The organism is Rubellimicrobium mesophilum DSM 19309, from assembly GCF_000600335.2.
GTDB lineage: Bacteria > Pseudomonadota > Alphaproteobacteria > Rhodobacterales > Rhodobacteraceae > Rubellimicrobium > Rubellimicrobium mesophilum.
The window spans coordinates 103,361-122,534 of the sequence record NZ_KK088554.1 but is presented as its reverse complement, the minus strand read 5'-3'; the positions used below and the strand labels follow the sequence as shown (position 1 = coordinate 122,534).

At 67.7% G+C, this 19,174-nt stretch carries 24 protein-coding genes and 1 pseudogene; 10 read left to right on the top strand and 15 right to left on the bottom strand.

Translation table 11 applies throughout. From position 1 onward, the window contains the following. Positions 1-310 precede the first annotated feature (310 nt). Positions 311-748 carry a DUF488 domain-containing protein gene (locus tag RUMESO_RS03930; protein WP_211262777.1) on the bottom strand — a complete coding sequence of 146 codons (438 nt, stop codon included), beginning with the start codon at positions 746-748 and terminating at the stop codon, positions 311-313. A 466-nt stretch (positions 749-1,214) separates the two neighbouring features. Between RUMESO_RS03930 and RUMESO_RS03925 the strand changes: the two genes are divergently transcribed. Next, positions 1,215-1,724 carry an SH3 domain-containing protein gene (locus RUMESO_RS03925; RefSeq protein WP_037278180.1) on the top strand — a complete coding sequence of 170 codons (510 nt, stop codon included), beginning with the start codon at positions 1,215-1,217 and terminating at the stop codon, positions 1,722-1,724. A gap of 261 nt (positions 1,725-1,985) precedes the next feature. On the opposite strand, the pseudogene RUMESO_RS28340 reads toward RUMESO_RS03925, so the two are convergent. Continuing rightward, positions 1,986-2,297 (bottom strand): annotated as a pseudogene (locus RUMESO_RS28340) (SRPBCC family protein); the annotation flags it as partial. 266 nt (positions 2,298-2,563) lie between these two features. Between RUMESO_RS28340 and RUMESO_RS03920 the strand changes: the two are divergent. Both RUMESO_RS03920 and RUMESO_RS03915 read left to right on the top strand, forming a co-directional pair. Beyond that, on the top strand, positions 2,564-3,001 hold the full coding sequence (locus RUMESO_RS03920) for a glyoxalase superfamily protein (protein ID WP_037278317.1): 438 nt from the start codon (positions 2,564-2,566) through the stop codon (positions 2,999-3,001). A 103-nt stretch (positions 3,002-3,104) separates the two neighbouring features. Continuing rightward, the gene (locus RUMESO_RS03915; protein WP_037278179.1) at positions 3,105-4,523 is read left to right on the top strand and encodes an MATE family efflux transporter; all 1,419 of its coding nucleotides are present in this window, start codon (positions 3,105-3,107) and stop codon (positions 4,521-4,523) included. On the opposite strand, the gene RUMESO_RS03910 is transcribed toward RUMESO_RS03915, so the two are convergent. From RUMESO_RS03910 to RUMESO_RS03880, 7 genes are all read right to left on the bottom strand, one after another. Beyond that, positions 4,499-5,251 carry a helix-turn-helix domain-containing protein gene (locus tag RUMESO_RS03910; RefSeq protein WP_037278178.1) on the bottom strand — a complete coding sequence of 251 codons (753 nt, stop codon included), beginning with the start codon at positions 5,249-5,251 and terminating at the stop codon, positions 4,499-4,501. The genes RUMESO_RS03915 and RUMESO_RS03910 overlap by 25 nt on opposite strands. A 29-nt stretch (positions 5,252-5,280) precedes the next feature. Beyond that, positions 5,281-5,583: a putative quinol monooxygenase gene (locus RUMESO_RS03905; protein ID WP_037278176.1), complete on the bottom strand. Its 303-nt coding sequence runs from the start codon at positions 5,581-5,583 to the stop codon at positions 5,281-5,283. A gap of 221 nt (positions 5,584-5,804) precedes the next feature. Next, the gene (locus RUMESO_RS03900; protein ID WP_051520996.1) at positions 5,805-6,524 is read right to left on the bottom strand and encodes a hypothetical protein; all 720 of its coding nucleotides are present in this window, start codon (positions 6,522-6,524) and stop codon (positions 5,805-5,807) included. Positions 6,525-6,635: 111 nt separating this feature from the next. Beyond that, positions 6,636-7,040: a tautomerase family protein gene (locus RUMESO_RS03895; protein WP_037278175.1), complete on the bottom strand. Its 405-nt coding sequence runs from the start codon at positions 7,038-7,040 to the stop codon at positions 6,636-6,638. A gap of 85 nt (positions 7,041-7,125) precedes the next feature. After that, complete coding sequence (locus tag RUMESO_RS03890; RefSeq protein WP_037278174.1) at positions 7,126-7,803, bottom strand: glutathione S-transferase family protein; 678 nt, start codon at positions 7,801-7,803, stop codon at positions 7,126-7,128. A gap of 76 nt (positions 7,804-7,879) precedes the next feature. Next, positions 7,880-8,317: a glutathione binding-like protein gene (locus tag RUMESO_RS03885; RefSeq protein WP_211262776.1), complete on the bottom strand. Its 438-nt coding sequence runs from the start codon at positions 8,315-8,317 to the stop codon at positions 7,880-7,882. Positions 8,318-8,552: 235 nt separating this feature from the next. After that, positions 8,553-9,017, bottom strand: coding sequence for a DoxX family protein (locus RUMESO_RS03880; protein ID WP_051520995.1), 465 nt, complete (start codon positions 9,015-9,017; stop codon positions 8,553-8,555). 174 nt (positions 9,018-9,191) lie between these two features. On the opposite strand from RUMESO_RS03880, the gene RUMESO_RS03875 reads away from it, so the two are divergent. Then, the gene (locus tag RUMESO_RS03875) at positions 9,192-10,139 is read left to right on the top strand and encodes a LysR family transcriptional regulator (protein ID WP_037278173.1); all 948 of its coding nucleotides are present in this window, start codon (positions 9,192-9,194) and stop codon (positions 10,137-10,139) included. Between the two features lie 25 nt (positions 10,140-10,164). Here the strand turns inward: RUMESO_RS03875 and RUMESO_RS03870 are convergent, their stop codons facing one another. Then, complete coding sequence (locus tag RUMESO_RS03870) at positions 10,165-10,545, bottom strand: hypothetical protein (RefSeq protein ID WP_211262775.1); 381 nt, start codon at positions 10,543-10,545, stop codon at positions 10,165-10,167. Positions 10,546-10,637: 92 nt separating this feature from the next. Here RUMESO_RS03870 and RUMESO_RS26110 point away from each other — a divergent pair, with 92 nt between their 5' ends. Together RUMESO_RS26110 and RUMESO_RS26105 are read left to right on the top strand one after the other, a co-directional pair. Beyond that, positions 10,638-10,991 (top strand): DeoR family transcriptional regulator, encoded by a 354-nt coding sequence (locus RUMESO_RS26110; RefSeq protein ID WP_211262774.1) that lies wholly within the window; start codon positions 10,638-10,640, stop codon positions 10,989-10,991. Beyond that, entirely contained in the window at positions 10,988-11,377 is a 390-nt protein-coding gene (locus RUMESO_RS26105) for a DeoR/GlpR family DNA-binding transcription regulator (RefSeq protein WP_245639132.1), read from the top strand. The genes RUMESO_RS26110 and RUMESO_RS26105 overlap by 4 nt, the downstream gene beginning before the upstream one ends. A gap of 552 nt (positions 11,378-11,929) precedes the next feature. Here the strand turns inward: RUMESO_RS26105 and RUMESO_RS23905 are convergent. Together RUMESO_RS23905 and RUMESO_RS03850 are read right to left on the bottom strand one after the other, a co-directional pair. After that, on the bottom strand, positions 11,930-12,634 hold the full coding sequence (locus RUMESO_RS23905; protein WP_082483344.1) for an NAD(P)/FAD-dependent oxidoreductase: 705 nt from the start codon (positions 12,632-12,634) through the stop codon (positions 11,930-11,932). An 81-nt stretch (positions 12,635-12,715) separates the two neighbouring features. Then, on the bottom strand, positions 12,716-13,390 hold the full coding sequence (locus tag RUMESO_RS03850; protein ID WP_245639131.1) for a hypothetical protein: 675 nt from the start codon (positions 13,388-13,390) through the stop codon (positions 12,716-12,718). A gap of 186 nt (positions 13,391-13,576) precedes the next feature. Here RUMESO_RS03850 and RUMESO_RS03845 point away from each other — a divergent pair, with 186 nt between their 5' ends. Beyond that, positions 13,577-14,533, top strand: a complete 957-nt coding sequence (locus tag RUMESO_RS03845; protein WP_037278172.1) for a LysR family transcriptional regulator — start codon at positions 13,577-13,579, stop codon at positions 14,531-14,533. 70 nt (positions 14,534-14,603) lie between these two features. On the opposite strand, the gene RUMESO_RS03840 is transcribed toward RUMESO_RS03845, so the two are convergent. Beyond that, the gene (locus RUMESO_RS03840) at positions 14,604-15,350 is read right to left on the bottom strand and encodes an arylamine N-acetyltransferase family protein (protein WP_051520992.1); all 747 of its coding nucleotides are present in this window, start codon (positions 15,348-15,350) and stop codon (positions 14,604-14,606) included. Between the two features lie 101 nt (positions 15,351-15,451). Between RUMESO_RS03840 and RUMESO_RS03835 the strand changes: the two genes are divergently transcribed. Further along, complete coding sequence (locus RUMESO_RS03835) at positions 15,452-16,441, top strand: LysR family transcriptional regulator (protein ID WP_037278170.1); 990 nt, start codon at positions 15,452-15,454, stop codon at positions 16,439-16,441. Here the strand turns inward: RUMESO_RS03835 and RUMESO_RS03830 are convergent. Next, a complete protein-coding gene (locus RUMESO_RS03830) occupies positions 16,411-16,980 on the bottom strand; it encodes a TetR/AcrR family transcriptional regulator (protein WP_037278169.1) in 570 nt (189 codons plus the stop codon). The two genes, RUMESO_RS03835 and RUMESO_RS03830, sit on opposite strands and share 31 nt — an antisense overlap. A 142-nt stretch (positions 16,981-17,122) precedes the next feature. On the opposite strand from RUMESO_RS03830, the gene RUMESO_RS03825 reads away from it, so the two are divergent. After that, complete coding sequence (locus RUMESO_RS03825; protein ID WP_037278168.1) at positions 17,123-17,878, top strand: MBL fold metallo-hydrolase; 756 nt, start codon at positions 17,123-17,125, stop codon at positions 17,876-17,878. 344 nt (positions 17,879-18,222) lie between these two features. Here RUMESO_RS03825 and RUMESO_RS03820 read toward each other — a convergent pair whose 3' ends face one another. Then, positions 18,223-18,714: a DUF3592 domain-containing protein gene (locus RUMESO_RS03820; protein WP_037278167.1), complete on the bottom strand. Its 492-nt coding sequence runs from the start codon at positions 18,712-18,714 to the stop codon at positions 18,223-18,225. Positions 18,715-18,945: 231 nt separating this feature from the next. On the opposite strand from RUMESO_RS03820, the gene RUMESO_RS03815 reads away from it, so the two are divergent. Continuing rightward, positions 18,946-19,174 (top strand): transposase (locus RUMESO_RS03815; RefSeq protein WP_037277707.1); only part of this gene is annotated, 229 nt, incomplete at its 3' end.

Sequence of the window (19,174 nt, the reverse complement as noted above, 5' to 3'; positions counted from 1 at the left end):
TAGAGGCCTGCTTAGTTCAGCAAGTGACGAGTTGGCCTTAGCGCCAAGTGTGCGACCCGAGCGTTTTGACGACCGCCATTTTCGGCTCTTTTTCCTAGACCTATCTCTTTGCCACTTGGCCTCCCCCTGCCCTGTCCCTTTCCCGACAGCGGCAGGGGGCGAGCGGCCCAGGCCGATCAGCTCTTAGGGCATGTTCTGGAACAGGGCGGGGTGAGAAAGCTGGTCCGCTGACAGGGTGTCCATTCCGCCCCTGCGAGAAGCGTGGCCCGCTCGGCCCGCTGGGCTCACCGGCGTGGGTCGAGTTCGACTACTACAGATCCCTCACCTCACACCCGGTCGTCTCTTGGATCATCTCGGCCACGATCCGGCGGTGGCAGCCCGAGGCGCAGGCCTCGAAGCACAGGAGCGCCGCGGGCCGGTCACGGACTATCGCCGTCGCCAAGGCTAGCGCATCCTGCGCCTCAGGGGTCGCCATGTGCTCGGCGAAGATCGCCTCCATCTCGGCGATGAGTCCCTTGCGGGCCGCTTCCCGACCCGGTTTCGGCGTGCCGAGCCCACGCAGGTGCTCGTAGCCGATGCCCTCGACCGCCAATGAGGCGCGCAGCATCGATTTCGAGAACCCCGCCCGGCGGGAGGCTGCGACCGCGCGCACATCCACGACGACTTCCACACCTGCCGCCCGCAGCTTGGCAATCACCTCGGGCAGCGTCGCAGCCTCATAACCGATGGTGGAGAGGATCATGCTCATGTGGCCTCCATCGCACGTTCAACCGGCCTTACGACACACATGCTTAGCTCTGTTCCAAAGTATGGGAAACTAGAGGCGTCGAACGCAGGCGGACACAGTTTCGCCGTTGAGCAATCCGCGAGATGAGCATCCGGCCGGATCGACCGTACTTGCCCAGCTGAACTGGGCAACGGGCCCACTGCGTCCGCAACGAGCCTCGGAGCGGACAGCGCCGGCCGCATGGGCCACCCCTCGGCGGATCAGGTATAATCTGTCTGCCAAACCATGGATGGTTATCGCCTCAGTCACTGGCGCTTTCGGAGACCTTAGCAGCCCTGATCCACACCCGAGCCTCAAGTCCGGCCTCGGCTCCCAAGCAGCACTACTGACTAACGCCGCGTCGCCTTGCCTGGCAGGGCACCGGGCCGTAGTCGAGGGCGCAGGGCGTCGGGGCACCGGTGCTGTGTGACCTAAGGAGACTTCTTCGATGCGCTTTCATCCGTGCAGTCTTTTCGCGGCCTTCGCTCTGTCCCTTGCTGCCCTGTGGGAGCTCCGGCCGGCCCAGGCAGACCCGGTGGCCCAAGGCGCGGAGCATTGCGTCATCAACGTCCGCAGCGACGACGTGCTGAACCTGCGCACCCAGCCCAATGCCCAGGCTCGGGTCCTGACCGGCCTGCGCTACGGCCAGTGCGGCGTCGTGGTCACGGGCGCGTGCCGGGGCGAATGGTGCCCGGTGGACGACGGCCACTACGCGGGCTGGGCGCACAAGCGCTACTTGGGCCAGGTCTCGCCCGCGCGCTACTGCGTGACCGGCATCGGACGCAACGAGCTTCTCTCCGTCCGGGCCTACCCGGCGCACACCTCCCGCATCCTGGTCGGGCTCAACCTCGATCAGTGCGACGTGGCCGTCCTGCCTTATGCGCGGGACGGCTGGCAGAAGGTGCGAGCCGAGGGATGGGAGGGCTGGGTCCCCAGCCGCAACCTGACCTGGCAGTGATACTGCCAGACCCAGCTCGCCGTGCATGGCCGCCCCACCAACGAGGCCGGCGGAAGGTCCTAGGGCCGTCCTTGCGTGTCGCTTCGAGAAGTCGAGAGTTTCTTCGATTGGGAAGCAAGCGATAGACGCACAGCCGACGTCAGAACCTTGTTTGCTCGAGCCGTTGCTCAAGGGCGTGTTCATACGCTCGTAGGCGGCCACCTGCCTGGCCCGTCGTTCGCGTGTCCAAGTCCAGGGCACCAGGCCCGACAGATCCTCGCCGTGCGTGAGTTCAGTGCCGCCCTGCGCGGGTTCGAGGTCGAAGAAATGTACGCCGGTGAACAGCACCGGGATATATCCCCGCCAGGCCAGCCGCCGGGGCGGGTCAAAGGCTACCACGGTGACGATCTGCCGGATCGTCGCTCCTGGCCGGCCCGGGTCGATGAACGTCATCGGGATCCTGGCGCCCGGCTCAGCTCGGCCAACTGCGGAAAGGTTGAGCGGGTTCCAATCGGCGTAGCGATCGAAGTCTGCCAGAACGGACCAGACCCGCTCGGGCAGATGGGAAAGAGAGCGGCGCGTGAGGAGCCTCATGGTGACTAAGGATACCAGCTTCGGCCCTCGCATTCATGGAATATCCCGGAGGATCGCCGGACGGCAGCAGATTCCGCCGAGGCCCAAATTCACGTTGACAGGAGCCCGCCGATCGTGGATGCAACGCGCGGCTGCTGACGCCTGCCGCCCGCCGGTACATCCGATGGTGAAGTCAGCTTCGACGGACCTGATCGCACCTCCTCCGAGGCGGTTCATGGCAACGCGGGCCCCATGAGATGATCCGCCTCACGGATGTGGGGACGACCATGACGTCGCATGAGACGGCTCGTAGCCGCGAAGTCCTGAAGACCGAGGCCAGGATCTGGCGGGAGCAGTGCCAGGCCCGGGGCGAGCCTGTCACGCATGGAGCCGCGCTCGAGGCCGTGGCCCGGCGGCACGGCTTCCGCGACTGGAACGCCGCCTGCGGCCTCCTGCCCGAGCGGGACCCCGCGCCCCTGGCGTCCGGCGAGCGCGTGGCCGGGACCTACCTGGGCCATCCGTTCGAGGGCGTCCTCGTGGCCGCGACGCCGCTGGGCGCGGGGCAGAGCCGGGTGACCGTGCTGTTCGACGCGCCGGTCAACGTGACGGCCGGGAGCCCCTACGCCCACCTGCGCCAGCGCGTGACCGCCACGCTCGACGAGGATGGAACGTCGCCGGCGCGGACCGGCAACGGCGAGCCTCACATGCGGCTGCGGCGGGCCTGAGCGGCGCGTCGCCAACGCCTCCCGGCGGCTGCGCCGGACGTTCCGCCCCTCTCCAGCCGACGGTCCCTTCCGTCGGCAATCTCCCATGACAGGGCTGATTTCCATGCCTCATTCCTCCGGCAACCCCTACCTGAGCGGCACCGTCCTGGCGACCTTCGTCCGCACGGCGCTTCCCATCATGCTGCTCACCAGCGTCAACGGCCTGCTGACGGTCGCGGACGCCATCCTCCTGGGCCTGTTCGTCGGTCCCGAGGCCTTGGCCGCAGTCACCTTGGTGTTCCCGCTCTCCATGCTCCTGATCGCTCTGGCCACCATGGTGGCGAGCGGGATGGCCACGCTCCTGGGACAGCGGTTGGGCGCGGGCCGGGCGGAGGAGGCGCGCCGCTATCTCGCGGGGGCCCACGGCCTCGCGCTCGTGGTCTGCGCGGCGGCGGTCGGGCTGTTCGGGGTCCTGGGCCGGCCGCTCACCCTGGCTCTGGCGGGGGGCTCGTCGGAGCTGGCCGGCATGGGCCACGGCTTCATCGGCATCGCGGTCCTGACCTCGCCGCTGCTGTTCCTGCTGTCGGTCCAGTCGGACGCGCTGCGCAGCGAGGGCCGGATCGGGTTCATGGCCCTGGCGGGCCTTCTGGTGTCGCTGGCCAACCTGGGCCTGAACGCGGTCCTCATCGTCGGGCTTGACCTCGGCGTTACCGGGTCGGCCTGGGGCACGGCCCTGGCGCAGTCGCTGGCGCTGGCCGCGATCCTCGCCTACCGCGCCCTCGCGGGAACGCCTCTCGGCCTGCGTCTGGACCTTAGGGCCGACTGGCGCTTCGGATGGGGCGGGATCCTGGCCCTCGGGGCGCCGCGCAGCCTCAGCTTCATCGGCATCGCCCTGGGTTCCGCGACCGTCATCGCGGCGTTGCGCCTTGATGGCGGGTCGGACCAGGACGCCACCGTGGCTGCCTATGGGGTGGTCACCCGCCTCATGACCTTCGCCTACCTTCCCTTGCTCGGGATGGCGCTGGCTCTGCAAGCCATGGTCTGCAACAGCCATGGCGCGGGCCTGCGCACGCGGTCGGACGCCACGCTGCGGCTGGTGCTGAGAGTGTCCCTGGCCTACTCGGCCCTGGTCGAGGCGGGGCTGATCGTGCTGCGGCACGCGATCGGGCGGGCCTTCGTGGAGGACCTGGCGGTGGTGGCCGAGGTGGCGCGCATCCTGCCGGTCTATGTCGCGCTCTATGTGGCCTTCGGCCCCTGCTTGATGATCGCGAACTACTTCCAGAGCCTCGGCGACGCACGCCGGTCGGCCCTCCTGTCCCTCGCGCGGACTTACCTGTTCGCGATCCCGCTCAGCTTCGCCCTGCCCCTGGTCCTGGGCGAGTCCGGCATATGGTTCGCCCAGCCGGCGGCTGACGGGCTCCTGCTCGCGACGACCGGTGTCGTTCTACTTCACACTCGTCGAGCTCAGGGCCAACTGGGCCGGGTCGAGGGTCCGGAGCGGAGCACTGGAGCACCGGGTCAGGACCGAAAGCTGGCCCTGTAATCGCTCGGCGTCTGTCCGGCGAAGTCGCGGAAGGCCGCGTTGAAGGCCGACAGGGATGCGTAGCCCACCGACATGCCGACCTCGGTGATGGACAGGCCATCCTGGGCCAGGAGCTCCACCGCGCGGACCATCCGCAGGCGGCGGAGTGCCTGGCGCCAGGTCAACGCCATCTCGCCCGAGAAGCGGCGGGCCAGCGAACGGGGCGACAGGGCGACCTCGGCTGCCAGTGCTTCGAAGCCCTGGTCCTGATCGAGCCTCGCCTCCATGAGAGCCAAGGCGCGCCGGAGCTGGGGGCTTCGGGCAACGGGCATCACGGCGGGCGACGGAGTCCGGGACAGCGCCCAGGCCACCTCGGCCAGAGCTCGGAACAGGGCCGTCGCGTGGCTGTCGAGGGTCTCGTGCCCGTCCACGCCGCGAAGCGCCTTGAGCAGCTCCCGGCCCAAGGGACTCATGTCGAAGACAGAGAGTGGAGTTGGGGGATCCGACACGAAGCTCGGCGAGAACAGCGCCGAGCAGGCGACGACCCGCTGGGGCAGGCTGACGAGCACCGGCTCGTCCGCGGCGACGAGCGCCGCCCGCGCCGGGGGCAGCGTCCAGCGCAGGCCCCCCGCCTCAAGGAGCAGGGCGCCCTGCTCGGCATGGAGCAGGTAGTGGCACGGCATCTGGAAGCGCTGCGCCGGAGCGGGCTCAAAGACCCGCGCCACGACCTGGGCCTCAGTGGCGGTCATGCGAGCCCATCGTCATCCTGGGTACCCCGTCACGCCACCACCTGCGCCAGTTCGGCCTGAAAGCGTCGGCTCAGGGGAGCTTTGGTCATCAGCGGCCGGAGCGCCGCACCCAGCCGCGCGAAGGCCGGGCTGTCCGTGTAGGCGCGGAAGCTCGGCTGGTCCTCCCATTCGTGCAGCAGGACGACCTGGCTCGCCTTCGCCGGGTCGAGGAAGGGCCGGAAGTCGATGTTGCCCGACATGGCCCGGACCTCGTCCGCTTCGTGCGACAGCGCGTCGAGCGCGCGGGTCCGGTCGGCCTCTGCCACTTCGAACTCCAGTATAGCGATGAACATGGGATCCTCCTTGGGCTGGTGTTCGGCGCCAGAGTAGAGGCTTGGGATGCTCCGGGCTTGCTACGAGGTGACAGACTTCCGCTCCGAACGGACAATGTCGGGAGCATTTGGCGCAATCGGGTCCGAGGTGGTCAACTGCGGCCCGGTCAGCAGCATCAAGGCTGACCTGGTCAGACTAATGAAAGCCTCTCCGTTCTACTGCTTTTCTCAAGCATTCTCTGCTAAGCTGCGGGACGGTGCCACACGGGCAGGCTGCCGATCGGCTCGAAGCCGATCGACTGGAAGTCGGCCAGAGCGGCATCGCGTTCATAGCCCACGAGGCTGGATCGGCCGAGCCGATCGGTGATGAAGCGCACCATGGCAGCCCAGCTGGCCCTCGGCTCCTCCAGTGCGAAGCAGTTGGAGATCCCCAGGACATCGTCGGTTCGGTTCACAAGGCAGCCGCAGATCAGGCGGTCGCCGTCGTATCCCGCGACAAAAGCAAGATCCGGGTCGTGCAGCAGCTCCGGCCCGAAGAGGAGCTGACCCAGCGGGAGGTTGGGGTCCCAGGCGGCTCGCCAAAGGGCCAAGCCCTCCTCCTCCGCCACGAGCTCGAATCGAAGATCGTGCGAGGCGGCCGGCAGGATGGCCGCGTCTAGGTGGATCCAACTGGCGCGGAGCAGCCTTCGGAAGCCATGTGGGGTGAGATCCAGCACGTCGTGGCTGTCCTTGATCGACCAGTCGGCCCAGGAGTTCGTTGTGGCAGCCTCGGCAATGCGCTGGAACCGGTCGTCGGGCCGCCACCGCTCTGAGCGGGTAACCGCGTTCGAGTAGTAGGGAGGAGCCTTCTCGCCTGTGTGGGCCAGGTCAGCCTCGACGTGCCAACCGATCCCAAGGTGGCCGAGGATGGTCCGGTAAAGGCCTACGTTGTTGTCGATCGCTTTCTGCAGTAGCTTGCTCATCTCAGATCCTTGGAACTCATTACTCGTTCCAGCAGCTGTTCGGGCCCTTCCCTAGACCATGGTTCTGGTCCGCTGGGATAGGCTCACCGTCCCTGCCGGTCATGCTTCGGCTCAGCCTAGGTGGGCGTCAGCCCAGCGAGCGCTCTGCGTCCGCCCGCCATAGCCATAGGCGTCCCCATCCACCGCCTGCACGAGAACGTAGCTCTCCTCACGAACCGGACCGAGCAGCTCCAGCATGCTGTCGAAGGCGGCCCGGACAAAGGCGGCCGTCTCGGCCTTCACGTTCGTTCCGGCGGTGATCGTGATGGTGAGCCAAAAGGCGGAGAGCCCGAGCTGTGTTGGGTTCTGTCCGGCGACGAACCACGATCCCGGTGCGGCCAGCTCGACCACCACGGCCGTGACCTCCGGGCGCTTGCCGAGGTGGTCGGCTGCCAGCCGGGTAGCCAGGGTCGCGACCTGCTCGGGAAGCTCAGGGCGTGGCTCAGGGGTGACGTACCGGACTGTGATCATGGGCATGGGGCGTTCTTCCGATCAGGTAAGCGGTCATTCGGCGGCCCACTGATCTCGATGGCCCGCCGCGTGGTCTGGTCAACGCCTCAGGTCAGGCGGCCTGCTCGACTCGCAGTGCGAGCTGGCCCAGGTGCCCGCCCTGCCGCACAACAAAGGCGTGCAGGCGCTCGGGGTAGTCGGGCGCGACGGCCCCCTGCACACTGGCCCGGGCCGCCAGTCCGAGCCGCCAGGCATGCACTTTGGGCCGCCCGTCGAAGAGCCCCAGGTCCACGAAGCCGTCGAAGACGTCGAAGTAGCGGAACACCGGTCCAAAGGCCGCATCCACCAGTGAGAAGCTCTTGCCTCCGAACCAGGGCCCCTCGCCCAGGATCGCTTCGATCTGGTCGAAGCGGGCGGCTAGGTCGGTCCGGCGCGCGTCGAAGCCCGCCTCGTCCGCCGCCGTGTAGAGCCGCCAGATGTCATTGAGCACCGTCGAGGCAAACTCGATCCAAGCGCGGTGGCGCGCCCGCTCCAGCGGATCAGCCGGGTGCAGCCGCGGCTCCAAGGTCTCGTCGAGGTAGTCGCAGATCACGGCGGACTCGAAGAGAACAGCGTCGCCCACTCGTAGGAGGGGCACCTTGCCCAGGGGCGAGATGGCGGTGAACCAGGCTGGCTTGCTGTCAAGGTCGACGATCGTGCGGGTGAAGGGTACTCCCTTCTCAGTCAGCGCAATGACGGCGCGCTGGACGTAAGGGCAAAGGGCATGGCTGACGAGCTCCAGGCGGGGCATGGGAGGTCTCCAGAGGATACGGTGAACGAGAGGGAGCGCGGGCCGCCGCACCCCCGATCTTGCGGAGGTGCCGATCTCAGGCCGCCTCCGCCTTGAGCAGCCCTTCGGCGGTCAGTGCGGCGCGCACGGCTGGACGAGCGGCGATGCGACCGAGGTAGCCGTGGATCGCCGGATAGGCCGAGAGGTCGAAGCGGAGGATCCCGGCCCAGTTCAGGATGGTGAACAGGTAGGCGTCTACCACGCCGAAGCGGTCGAGCACGGTGTCGCGCCCGGTGAGGTACCGGTCCACGAACTCCAGGCGGGTATGAAGCTTCTGGACCACCTGCTCACGTGTGGCGGGCTCCGTCTCCTTGTGCCAGAGCCAGGGCGAGAAGCCCTTGTGCAGCTCGGTGGCGATGAAGTTGAGCCACTCGCGCGCGCGCTGCAGCTCCAGAGTCCCCGAAGGCGGCAGGAGGTGGCTGGCGGGCGCCTGCTCGGCCACCCATTGCAGGATCGCCGCGACCTCGGTGAGCACGTCGCCGGCTTCGGTCTACGACGGGAACGTAGTTCTTGGGGTTCACAGCTGTGAGCAGAGAGCCGTCGCCCAACTGATGTCGGCCGAGATCGACCTTGACGAGGTCGAAGGCCAGCCCTGCCTCGCGCAGGGCGATGTGGACGGCCAGGGAGCAGGCGGCCGGGGCGTAGTAGAGCTTCATGGGTGCAGTCCTTGTGCTGGACAGGGTGTCGGGATCAGGGGATGGGCCACGCGCTCAGCCGAGGCGGGGCTGGGGGCGAGCGAGGCCGAACAGGCGCCCGAGGGAGATGGATGGGCTCAGCGCCCAAGCGCCGTCGCCCAGAAGGGCCTGCGCGACGCAGAGCACGAAGAGGTAGGCGGGATACTCCCAGCCGCCGCCCGGCGCGGTGAAGACCCAGCCATTGACCCAGTGGACGGTGGCCAGGGCGCCCAGCAGGAACGGGCTGAGGAGTAGCGCCACCCAGCGTGTCTGGACGCCGAGTACGAGCGCCGTGCCGCCGGCGGCCTCGGCGGCGAAGGTGACGTAGGCGAGCCAGCCGGGCAGGCCCACACCTTCGAAGAAGGCGGCGGTGCCCGGGAGGGTGTAGGTGAAGAGCTTGAGGATGACGCTGTGGGCGAGGAACATCGTGCCGAGCGACACCCGCAGAAGGGTAACGCCGGCCCGGCCCGCCCGCGCATCCGGCGCGAGAGGAGAGGTCATGGGAGGGGTCCTGTCGAGGTTGGCCCAAGGCCGTCGTGGCCTCGGATGACCGCAATCTGCCGGCCCACGACGCGCAAATCCATCGCGAGTTCGGCAAGGTGAGCTTGCAGGATTGCAAGCGCGCGACTGTTGGGGCTGGACTAGCATGAGGCACCGCTCGGAGGGACCAAAGCCATGGACGACTGGAACGACTTGCGCCTCGTGCTGGCCGTGGCCCGGGCCGGCTCCCTGACCGGTGCGGCCGAGGCTCTGCGCGTGAACCACTCGACCGCGTTCCGTCGGCTGGGGAGCCTGGAGCAGCGTCTTGGCGTCCGGCTGTTTGAGCGCCTGCCCGGCGGCACCTACCTCGCGACCGCCGCGGGCGAGCGGGCCGCCGCGGCGGCCGAGCGGATCGAGACCGAGGCCGCCGCGCTGGGCCGCGACATCGCCGGCCAGGATGTCCGGCTCACGGGGCGGCTGCGCGTGACCTCGTCCGAGACGCTGGCCTTTCGCCTACTCACTCCGGCCATCCGTCGCTTCCGCGACGCCCATCCGGGCATCACCGTCGAGCTCGTCATCGACAATCGCATCCTGAGCCTCTCGCGTCGCGAGGCCGACATCGCGCTGCGGGTCATGCGACCCACCGAAGGCGACCTCCACGGCCGCAAGCTCGCCGACATCGCTTGGACGGTCTATGCGTCCCGGGAGTTGGGCGTCTCGGGCGAGGACGGCCTCGGGATCTTGTCTCACCTGCCGGTCATCGGCTGGGAAGACGGCGTGCGAGGCATCAACGCCGCTGATTGGCTGGGCCGCCATGTCCCGGATACGCAGATCGTCTACCGGACCAACAGCGTGGTGAACCAGCTTGTGGCAGCCAGGGCGGGCCTCGGCGCGGCCGTGCTGCCCTGCTACTTGGGCGACCCCGAGCCCGACCTCGTGCGTCTGCTCGGCCCCGTGCCGGACCTCTCGCGCGAACTTTGGATCGTCACCCATGCCGACCTGCGGCGCACGGCTCGGGTGCGGGCGTTCTTCGACATCGTGGGCGAGGCGCTGATGGCAGAGCGCGCCTTGCTGACTGGTATGGACCAGCCTGGGGAGCAGACGACGGGAGAAGATCAGACGGGCGCGATGGAGTCAGGCTGAACCGACAACCTCACCGCGCCGGCCCTCAAGCCGCTTCGACCAAGTGGACCGGGATCTCGTCGAGCGAGAAATAGACCGGGATGCCCCGCATCTGCGCGATCCGCACGTCATTGTCGGCTCCCGTCGAGACGCCCGGCAACCGCAGCACGGCATCGCAGTGCTCCAGCAGGCGATGCGCGGTCGGGTGCATCACCCGGTCGTAGAGAGCGTCGCCCACCTGACCGCCGCCCGCGCCGTGCAGCACGGGAAGCGCCACCCACTCGCCGATCATGGGGACATGGCCCTTCTGAAAGATGGGCCAGGCCGCCTCCTCCAACCGGCGCAGGTTGGCGGCCATCCGGTCGGGGTCGTCGTCAGTGCCAGAGCGGTAGGGACCGGCGATCAGGATCATCATGGGCATCGGCATGGGAGTCTCCTTGGTTATCGACGCTCACTTGCCACGCTCCTCAGCTTCGCGCAATATCGTTCATTATTGTGCATACTCATGCAGGTCGGACCATGCTTACCCGTGAACGCAAGGCCCTGCTCCTCGACCGCCTTGCCGTCGAAGGCCGCTTGGTCGCAGCCACGCTCGCGGTCGAGCTGCAGGTGTCGGAAGACACCATCCGGCGCGACCTGCGCGAACTTGCGGCCGAGGGACGGCTGACCCGGGTCCATGGCGGTGCCCTGCCGGCCTCGCCCACGCACCGGCCCTTGGCCGAGCGCGGGGCCATGCAGCCAGAGGCCAAAGTCCGGCTCGGCCGGCGGGCCGCCGAACTGATCCGGCCTGGGCAGATCATCATCGTTGATGGGGCACGACCCACTTGGCCCTGGTCCAGGCCCTGCCCCGCGACCTTCACGCCAGCATCGTGACACACAGCCCGACGATCGCCGCCGCCCTGGAACCCTTCGAGCATGTGGACGTCATCCTGATCGGCGGCACGCTCCTCCGGCTCTCCATGGTGGCGCTCGGGGCAGCCACGGCCGAGGCGTTCGGGCGCATCTCGGCGGACCTGCTGTTCCTCGGGGTCACGGGTGTGCATTCCGAGGCAGGCTTGACCACGGGCCACCCGGAGGAAGCCGCTCTCAAGTCGCGCCTGATCCGGTCGGCGGCCGAGACGGTCGTGCTGGCCACGCCGGACAAAGTCGGGGCCACGTCGCCGTTCCAGATCGCCCCACTGGAGGCCGTCAGTAGCCTCTTGACGCTCTGCTCCCGGCCGGACTGGCTGCCCCAGCGTGTAGAGCACGTAAGCGCATAGCTCCCGGGCGGATCAGACCCGGTGAGCAGCGTCTTGAGGCGCAGCCGAAGCCCACACTAAGCGGCGGGATCCATGGCATCCGCGTCGGGCGGCCCGTACACTTCCTCAACGGGAACACTGCCCGCGATTACTCCCAAGAACCGGGTGGTCGCAACTGGGTCGCCCGCAGCCACTGCCATACCCGCGAGTTGCTCGGGCGGGGGCGACTGGAGGCGGGCGAACCCGGCCGTGAGCTCATGCATCGGGCCAGCCCGACTGTCGCGCTGGCGGCAGAAATCCGTGAGAGCGTCGTCGAGGGAACGAGTCCCTCCCAAGCCCTGCAAGATCGCCCGAGCCAGCAGTTCCGCATCCAAGAGCGCATCCGTCATTCCCTGCGCAGTGATTGGGTCCTTGTGGTGGCCGCTGTCCCCCAGGAGTGCCCAGCCCGGGCCAGAAGCGGTCCGGAAGAATGCGTCAAGGTCAGCAGTCCCCACGTAGCGCTCGGCCTGTCGGGCCCCGACCAGACGGTCGGCCAACCAGGGAACGCGGGCCGCGGCGCGATGATAGGCGCCATCAATGTCCTGCCTCACTTTGGCGAAGACGCTCCTCGGCCACACGACCGCCAAGAAGGTCAACCCACCGCCACAGGGGACGGCCACAGCGAAGAGCCCGTCGCGCACAAAGAGGCGGGTTTCGGTCACGACCCATGCCCTCCCAGTACGTGTAGTAGGTGCAGGTGGTGGCCTCGTGCGCCTTGTAGCTTTCAGCTCCAACTGCTCGAGCCACGCGCGAGCGCTTGCCGTCAGCGCCAACGACCACCCGGGCCGGAACGTCGTCGACTGCTCCCGCGGGGGTTGTGGTCCGGATCCCAGTGACCCGGCCCGCCTCCATTAATGGCTCGACGAAGCTCGTGCATTCCCGCAGCACCGCCCCGGCGGCCACGGCCGCGTCTGCGAGCATGGGATCGAAGCGGAAGCGGCGCGGGGCGTAACCTGTGGCCGTGCCGTCGGGCATAGGTGCGGGAGAGCCGGACAGCACCACTGGGCCGAAGTCCACGGTCATGCGCTCCAGTGGCGGCGAGCCTAGGGCCTGGAGTTCCTCAGGAAGGCCCATGCGGCGCAGGCAGGAGACCCCGGCTGGCTGGATGAAGTGGCCCGACATGGTGTCACTCGGGAAGCTGGCGCGGTCGATGAGGAGCACCTTGGCCCCCTCGCGCGCGAGCCGAAGAGCCAGGGCCGAGCCGGCGCAGCGCGCGCCAACGATGGCAACGTCGTACATGGTGGAATTCCTTGTGCGTGAAAGCTAGAGACGGCCCGTAGCCCCGGGCCGGAACTGCGGCCCGACGCTCGGCAAGGTTCGTCAGGAATGGTTGTGCTGGTGCCCAGCGCCGACCTGGAAGTCATAGGTGACGAGAGGATTATACTGAGCGAAGACGCCGCTCGGGTTCTCCCGATGTAGCCAGACATGGCGGTCGTAGTGCGGCTCGAACATGTGAGCCTCGTCTACGGTGGTCGCGGGGTCGTCGACCATCAGGTCGTAGGCGACCCCGTGAAAGCTCGGGGGCTCCGCGTGCCCCGCCACCTCCCAGGCCTCCACGAATACGAGGTTCTCGACCGCCACCAGGACCAACGACCCGTCAGGTTGGGGCTCGTAGATAAGGACGGCGGGCTTGCGGAAGTCGGTGTGCGTGCCCGTGCCATCGACTCGGGGGTTGGGTGGCGCGGTGACGCCGAGCAGGTCCGGGCGGAAGTAGTGGACGCCCATCGCGCCGAGCTCGGCGGGCCGGCCCATCATCTCGGCGGTGTCGCACACGTTTCCGGGGTCGCGGACATAGCCCTCGGCCAGCGCCACTTGAACATCGAGGAAGCGCTCGGTGGCCGCGCGGACCTCTGCAAAGGTCGGCTCTCCTTCGGCCGGCGTGGACGACAGGTCGATCCGAGCGGCGACGGCCTCGAGGAGCTCCGGCTGAGCCAGGGCATCGCTGGCTGCCGCGGCCAAAGCCAGGGCAACCGCGTGATAAAGATAGGTGGGCATGAATCGTCTCCAAAGTCATGATGTGAACGTCAGCTGCAATCCGGCCCGGCAGACGCTTTGGGGTGCTCCGGGCGCCTAATGTGGTCGCTTGGCTGATCCTCGGGCTTGGCGCCCCGGGCAGGACAAGATTTACTCGCGCCAGACGCTGCCTAGAAATCGAATGATGGTATCGAGGTTATTGGCCGCATGAATTTCGCCGCCGTGGACCTGAACCTCCTGCGCGTCTTCGATGCGATGATGCTCGAGCTGAACACGACGCGAGCGGGAGAGCGGGTAGGCCTGAGCCAGCCGGCCGTGAGCTCGGCCTTGGGTCGGCTGCGTCACATCACTGGAGACGCTCTGTTCGTGCGTGAAGGCAACTGTATGGTGCCGACTGCCCGCGCGCAGCAGATCTCAAGCCCGGTCAAGGCGGCGCTGCAGCAACTCGAGGAGGCTCTGGCTTCCGTTGTGCGATTCGATCCGGCTTCGGCGACCGAGACCTTCCGGATCATTGGCTCGGACTATTTCTCAACCTTGCTGATGCCGGGACTTGCCCGGGTGGTGCGCGAGCAGGCGCCTGGCGTGGTCCTCCAGATGCTCGACGTGCCCTCGCGCGAGATCGTGGCTCGGCTGGCCGACGGGACAGTGGACATGGCGGTCGATGCAGAGTTCGAGACCCCAGACTGGATCTGCCAAAGGACCCTGCATCGTTCCTTCATCGTGACGGCGGCCCGCAAGGACGATCGCCTACTGGCGGCTGCCGGTATCTCACCCTGGCAGAGGATCCCACCCGAACTCTATTGCGCCATTCCGCAGGTGCTGATGTCGATGGACGGGGGACGAACCGGCACTGTCGACCGGGCTCTGGCAGAGAACGGCTTTGTGCGACAGGTCGCGATGACGGTTCCACATTTCCAGGCGGTCGCCCTTGCGGTCGCCGAAGCCGGGCTTCTGGGGAGCCTCCCTGTCCATTATGCGAGGCGGGTAGCCCCGGTCCTCGGGCTCGACCTCTTTCTGCCGCCAATCGACCCGCCTCTGCTCGATGCGAGACTGTTCTGGCACCGACGGCAGGAGGGCGACGCGGCCCAGGTCTGGCTACGAGAGCGCGTAGCCCAGGTACTAGACCTGGGCCGTCCAGAGGCTGTTTCCCTCGCCATGGCTTGAAACGCCGCCTTAGCTGGCCAATGCCATCTCCTGGTCGATCTTCCGCCAGATGGCTTCATCCCGCGAGAGGTCAGCCGGCAGGCCAAAGACTTCGGTAAGAGCGGCCGAGAGGTCCGCCCTGCTCTGCAACTCGCGCGTGCCCTCCGGCCGCTTCAGCGCGCGATCGAAGAGGCTCGCCCGTCCGCCTGAAAGCAAGCGATGCATCATGAGGCGGTTCGGGAAAGGCGACTTGTCCCATGTGGCGCAAACCACGTTGGCCGCTACGACGTCGGGGGGCTGTCACGGGTACACGGTCGAAGCCGTAGAGCGCGAACCAGCCGTCCGGCGTCTGCCGCTCCAGGACCTGCTCGCCGGTCGCCGCGTCCGGCCTCAGCCGGTACGTCCCGCAACCCTGCTCGGCCGGAGCCTCCCAGCCCAGCATAAGCGGTGCCTCAGGGCCCGGCCCGCCAAAGCCTGCATCGACCAGCCATTCCGTTCCGTCCAGCGTCACGATGTGGGCGAGGTGCGCCCGCGGCCCCCCCGAAGCAGCCCCCATTCGCACGCGGCCCAGGATGGGCGTGGCTTGGTAGCCTAGCACCTCAAGCGCCTGCCCGAGGAGCGTGTTGAGTTCGAGGCAGTAGCCGCCGCGCTTCTCGACCACGAGCTTGCGCCAGATGGCGCTGGGCGCGAGGTCAGGGACCCGCCCCAGCAGAGGCTCGCTGTTCTCGAAGGGAATGACCCGCAACTGCGCGATCTGGAGCGCGGTCAAGCCCTCCGGAGACACAGGCAGGGGGTCGTGGTCGATGCGGGCGAGATAACCAGTCAGATCAAAGGGCATAGCGGAAACTCCAAGCAGCTATGGCCCGATATCTGTGGTATTGACCCTCTTGCCTCAATCCGCAAAGGTGCAGAGACCCATCCGCTTTTGCATGGCCCCCGATGCCACAGCCTGACCTGCCTGACTGGAACGACCTCCGGGACATCCTCCTGGTTGCGGAGACGGGCAGCCTCTCGGCGGCGGCACGCCGCCTCGGCGTGAGCCAATCCACGATGTCGCGCCGCATGGCCGCCGTGGAAGCCGGAGGACGACCGGTGTTCCGGCGCAGTGAGGCGGGCCAGCTGGAGCCTACCGCGCGCGGCGAGGTGCTGCTGCGGGCCGCCCGAGCAATGCAGGCCGCAGCCCGTGAGGCAGAGATAGAGCTGACCGCGAAGCCCGCTCCCATCCGCATTGCCGCCTGCGAGGTCACGGCCCGTCTCTTCGTCAGCGATGCCGTTGCAGCCTGGAGCGAGCGGTCCGTGGTCCCCGCCGAACTCGCCGTCTACGAGAACCTCTTTGACCTCCCGGCCGCGGCCTACGACCTTCTCGTCTGCCCCGTAGACGCGCCGCCCGAAGGTCGCGCGGGCTCCCGGATCGGTTCGATCGAGATGGGGATCTACGCCGCTGTTTCCTATCTGGACCGATATCCCCTCCCGCCAGGGGTGACCGATCTTACCGGCCACCGCGTGATCCGCGCGTCGGGCTCACTCGCCCTGGTGCCCGCCTACCGGCGCTTCGCCGAGTTGGGAGGCACGGTCGCGCTGCTCTCGTCCAGCCCGCTGGCCCAGCTTGACGCCTGTGCTCGCGGACAAGGCGTCGCGCTCCTGCCCACACGTCTGGCCGAAGCTGACGAGCGTCTCCAAGCGCTCGACCTTTCCTTCAGCTCAGCCGGCGAAGTCTGGATCATGGCCGATGCCACCGAGGCGAGCCATCCTCGGCTTGCAGGCTTCCTGCGCTGGGCGCGACGGCACTTCGGGGCTGGAACGAAGGGTGCAGAGCCCCCGGAACCGGCCCTGATCGGGACGTGTGGCGCCTCCGCGGGGCAGCTGGAGAGGAAAGCGGCGGCCGATGATGGGCTACTTCACCCCAGGACCGCCCGGACCATCGCCTGAACCGCCGCGTCGGGCTCGAGCCCGCTTTCGCGCACGAGGCTGCGCCAAGTGTGGAAGCTGAGCGCAAGTCGCAGCTGGGCAAGCTGCTCGGGTCGCAGGCCTTCCCCGAGCACCTCGCCCATGGTGGCCATGACCGGTCCCATTCGCAGCTGAGCGATCTCCCGCGTCAGGGCATGATGCTCCATGTCGCGCAGCACGCAGGCAACCAGCGGCGCGTTGCGCTCGTACCAGGCGTACATCTCCCCCAGAGCTGTTCGCAGCCTGTCGCGCTGGTCGGGAATGGTCCGCCAGGTCTCCGGATCGGGCAAAGGGCTGCGCTCGCCAAAGAACAGGCCTGAGCAGGCCATGTGGAGGCTCCGCTCATCGGGGAAGTGGGCATAGAGCGTGTGGCGCTGCACACCTGCCCGCTCAGCGATCTGGCTCAGCGTTGTGGCGGCGGGACCGACGGTGCCATGCAGCTCGACTGCCGCCTCCACGATGCGCTGGCGCGTCTCGGCCAACTTCTCTGCGCGCTTCTTGAGGGTGTAGGTCCGGGTCATGGATTCATTACCTGCACATGCCCGTGCACCGAATTGACAGGCCGGGAGTATTTCGCTATACATGTATGTACTTTGAAAGCGCCAAAGTCCAGCGCCCGAGGGCGGGACGGGCCGAGGCGGACCTCATTTGATGGAGACGTTCATGGAAACCCGTATCAGCGAGATTGCCGATGGCATTTACCGACTGTCCACCTTTGTCGCCGGCATCGCCCCTCCCGCCGGCTTCACCTTCAATTCCTTCTTGGTCCTCGGAGACGAGCCCCTCCTCTTTCATACCGGCCTGCGGAAGATGTTCGGCTCCAATCGGGACGCCCTGTCCCGCCTGGTCGCGCCTGAACGGCTTCGCTGGATCGGCTTCGGCCACTACGAGGCCGACGAGTGCGGCGCGATGAACGAGTGGCTGGCTGTCGCGCCGGACGCGCAGGTAACGCACGGCCAGACCGGGGTCATGGTGTCGCTGAACGACATGGCCGACCGGGCCCCACGGGTGCTGAAAGACGGCGAGGTCATCGACCTCGGTGGCAAGCGGATCCGCTACATCGACACGCCGCATACGCCGCACGGCTGGGACGCAGGCGTGATGATGGAGGAAACGACCAGCACGTTGCTCTGCGGGGACCTGTTCACGCAACTGGGCGACGGGCCGGCGCTGATCACGGGGGACATCGTCTCGCCGGCCGCGGCGGCCGAGGACCTGTTCGGCTACTCGGCGCTGAACCCCACGATGGGGAGCACACTGCGGCGGCTGTCGGATCTCGCGCCGGGGCGGCTCGCGCTCATGCATGGGCCCTCGTTCGAGGGCGACGGCGGCGCTGCGCTGCGGGCCCTGGCCGACGAGTACGACCGGCGGGCCGGGCTGCACCGCACGACAGTGATCGAGCGGCCCGAGTTCGCCTGACGAGTCCATGGCGCGGTCAGATCGTGGAGTGCTGGTGACCTCGGCACCGGCGCCCCACCTGATGGCCGGGCCTAGGAGCAAGCCTATTGGTCAGGATTGCCCTTGTTCGCGAGTTGTGCGCCAGTCAGGCCACTGTTCTGGAGACACCCCATGATCCGTCACGCTGCATTGTTCCGCCTTGTCCATGCCGAAGGCTCAGAAGAGGAGGCCTGGCCCGCCTTGCCGCATCTCGTTGGGGCGCGACACTGATATCTTCACACGCGGCTCTTCTTGGGCGGGAACGGGACGATCCTATTCAGCAGCGCTGAAATGGGCTTCAAGCCTAGCTGCCCCTCTTCCGGCGTTCACGCAGGCTGGGCCCCGAGCCGCGCGCGCTTGGTAAGTATTACGGCGATCCCGGCGGCCAGCACCGCCGCAAGCGCCAGCACCCCCGCGACGACGGCCATGGCGGTCCCGCCGCTCGCCATCTGCCCCGGAAAGACCTCGACCGCGGTGGGCTCCTCGGGCAGGTAGCGGATCTCGGCCTGCTCGCCGACACGGACCGCGTCGTAGACCTCCTCCGGCACCCCCACTTCGACGCGCTGGATCTCGGAGTCGACCTCGAAGAGGTAGGTCACGGTGTAGGAGGTCTGGGTCTGGTGGCGACTGCCGCTGCCCGAAGAGCGCCGGGTGGTCTCCCGCTCCTTGTCCATCACCGTGGCGATGGCGGTCTGGCCGTGGTCAGCGAGGGCCTGCGCCGTCGTGCGAGCGTCCTGCGCCAGGCAGGCAAAGCCCAGGGCCATGAGGCCGCAGATGAGGGTGACAAAGCCACCCCGCTTGAAGAGTTCGATGAACATGGGACCAATCCTTGAGCTGCAATGCCAGCACAAGGCCACCGGCCCTGCCGTGCCTCAAGTCAGGATGACCTGACCTCGCACCCTCGCCGGCGCCCCCAACTCCTATCTAACTTCGGCCCTAGACTGCACGGCTCGCCCGTAAAGGCAGTGAGCAAGAGACGTTCTTAACGGGCTCTGTTGCGCAAATCCTGCGGGATTCCTCTTGGAGGCTGAGTGGGTTAGTGGATGAGGATGCCCAAGCCTGACCCTCCGACCTACCGCACGACCAACTGGCGCGCCTACAGTGAAGCCCTGAAGCAGCGCGGCTCGCTTTTGGTCTGGTTTGATCCCGAGATGGAGTGGATCGCCGCCCCGAGTGGCCGGCGCGGGCGTCCGACCACCTTCTCGGATGCTGCCATCCAGGCGTGCCTGATGTTGAAGGCGCTCTTTGGGCTGCCGCTGCGCCAGACGACCGGGCTGG

Bases quoted from the DNA above. Each gene is read 5' to 3' on its own strand.
- RUMESO_RS03840 (WP_051520992.1), bottom strand. From the start codon at position 15,350: ATGCCCTTTGATCTGACTGGTTATCTCGCCCGCATCGACCACGACCCC.
- RUMESO_RS03880 (WP_051520995.1), bottom strand. From the start codon at position 9,017: ATGACCTCTCCTCTCGCGCCGGATGCGCGGGCGGGCCGGGCCGGCGTT.
- RUMESO_RS03830 (WP_037278169.1), bottom strand. From the start codon at position 16,980: ATGACCCGGACCTACACCCTCAAGAAGCGCGCAGAGAAGTTGGCCGAG.
- RUMESO_RS03835 (WP_037278170.1), top strand. From the start codon at position 15,452: ATGCCACAGCCTGACCTGCCTGACTGGAACGACCTCCGGGACATCCTC.
- RUMESO_RS03825 (WP_037278168.1), top strand. From the start codon at position 17,123: ATGGAAACCCGTATCAGCGAGATTGCCGATGGCATTTACCGACTGTCC.
- RUMESO_RS03920 (WP_037278317.1), top strand. From the start codon at position 2,564: ATGACGTCGCATGAGACGGCTCGTAGCCGCGAAGTCCTGAAGACCGAG.
- RUMESO_RS23905 (WP_082483344.1), bottom strand. From the start codon at position 12,634: ATGTACGACGTTGCCATCGTTGGCGCGCGCTGCGCCGGCTCGGCCCTG.
- RUMESO_RS03900 (WP_051520996.1), bottom strand. From the start codon at position 6,524: ATGAGCAAGCTACTGCAGAAAGCGATCGACAACAACGTAGGCCTTTAC.
- RUMESO_RS03820 (WP_037278167.1), bottom strand. From the start codon at position 18,714: ATGTTCATCGAACTCTTCAAGCGGGGTGGCTTTGTCACCCTCATCTGC.
- RUMESO_RS03890 (WP_037278174.1), bottom strand. From the start codon at position 7,803: ATGCCCCGCCTGGAGCTCGTCAGCCATGCCCTTTGCCCTTACGTCCAG.
- RUMESO_RS03870 (WP_211262775.1), bottom strand. From the start codon at position 10,545: ATGCCGATGCCCATGATGATCCTGATCGCCGGTCCCTACCGCTCTGGC.
- RUMESO_RS26110 (WP_211262774.1), top strand. From the start codon at position 10,638: ATGCTTACCCGTGAACGCAAGGCCCTGCTCCTCGACCGCCTTGCCGTC.
- RUMESO_RS03845 (WP_037278172.1), top strand. From the start codon at position 13,577: ATGAATTTCGCCGCCGTGGACCTGAACCTCCTGCGCGTCTTCGATGCG.
- RUMESO_RS03875 (WP_037278173.1), top strand. From the start codon at position 9,192: ATGGACGACTGGAACGACTTGCGCCTCGTGCTGGCCGTGGCCCGGGCC.
- RUMESO_RS03850 (WP_245639131.1), bottom strand. From the start codon at position 13,390: ATGCCCACCTATCTTTATCACGCGGTTGCCCTGGCTTTGGCCGCGGCA.
- RUMESO_RS03915 (WP_037278179.1), top strand. From the start codon at position 3,105: ATGCCTCATTCCTCCGGCAACCCCTACCTGAGCGGCACCGTCCTGGCG.
- RUMESO_RS03910 (WP_037278178.1), bottom strand. From the start codon at position 5,251: ATGACCGCCACTGAGGCCCAGGTCGTGGCGCGGGTCTTTGAGCCCGCT.
- RUMESO_RS03930 (WP_211262777.1), bottom strand. From the start codon at position 748: ATGAGCATGATCCTCTCCACCATCGGTTATGAGGCTGCGACGCTGCCC.
- RUMESO_RS03895 (WP_037278175.1), bottom strand. From the start codon at position 7,040: ATGCCCATGATCACAGTCCGGTACGTCACCCCTGAGCCACGCCCTGAG.
- RUMESO_RS03925 (WP_037278180.1), top strand. From the start codon at position 1,215: ATGCGCTTTCATCCGTGCAGTCTTTTCGCGGCCTTCGCTCTGTCCCTT.
- RUMESO_RS03905 (WP_037278176.1), bottom strand. From the start codon at position 5,583: ATGTTCATCGCTATACTGGAGTTCGAAGTGGCAGAGGCCGACCGGACC.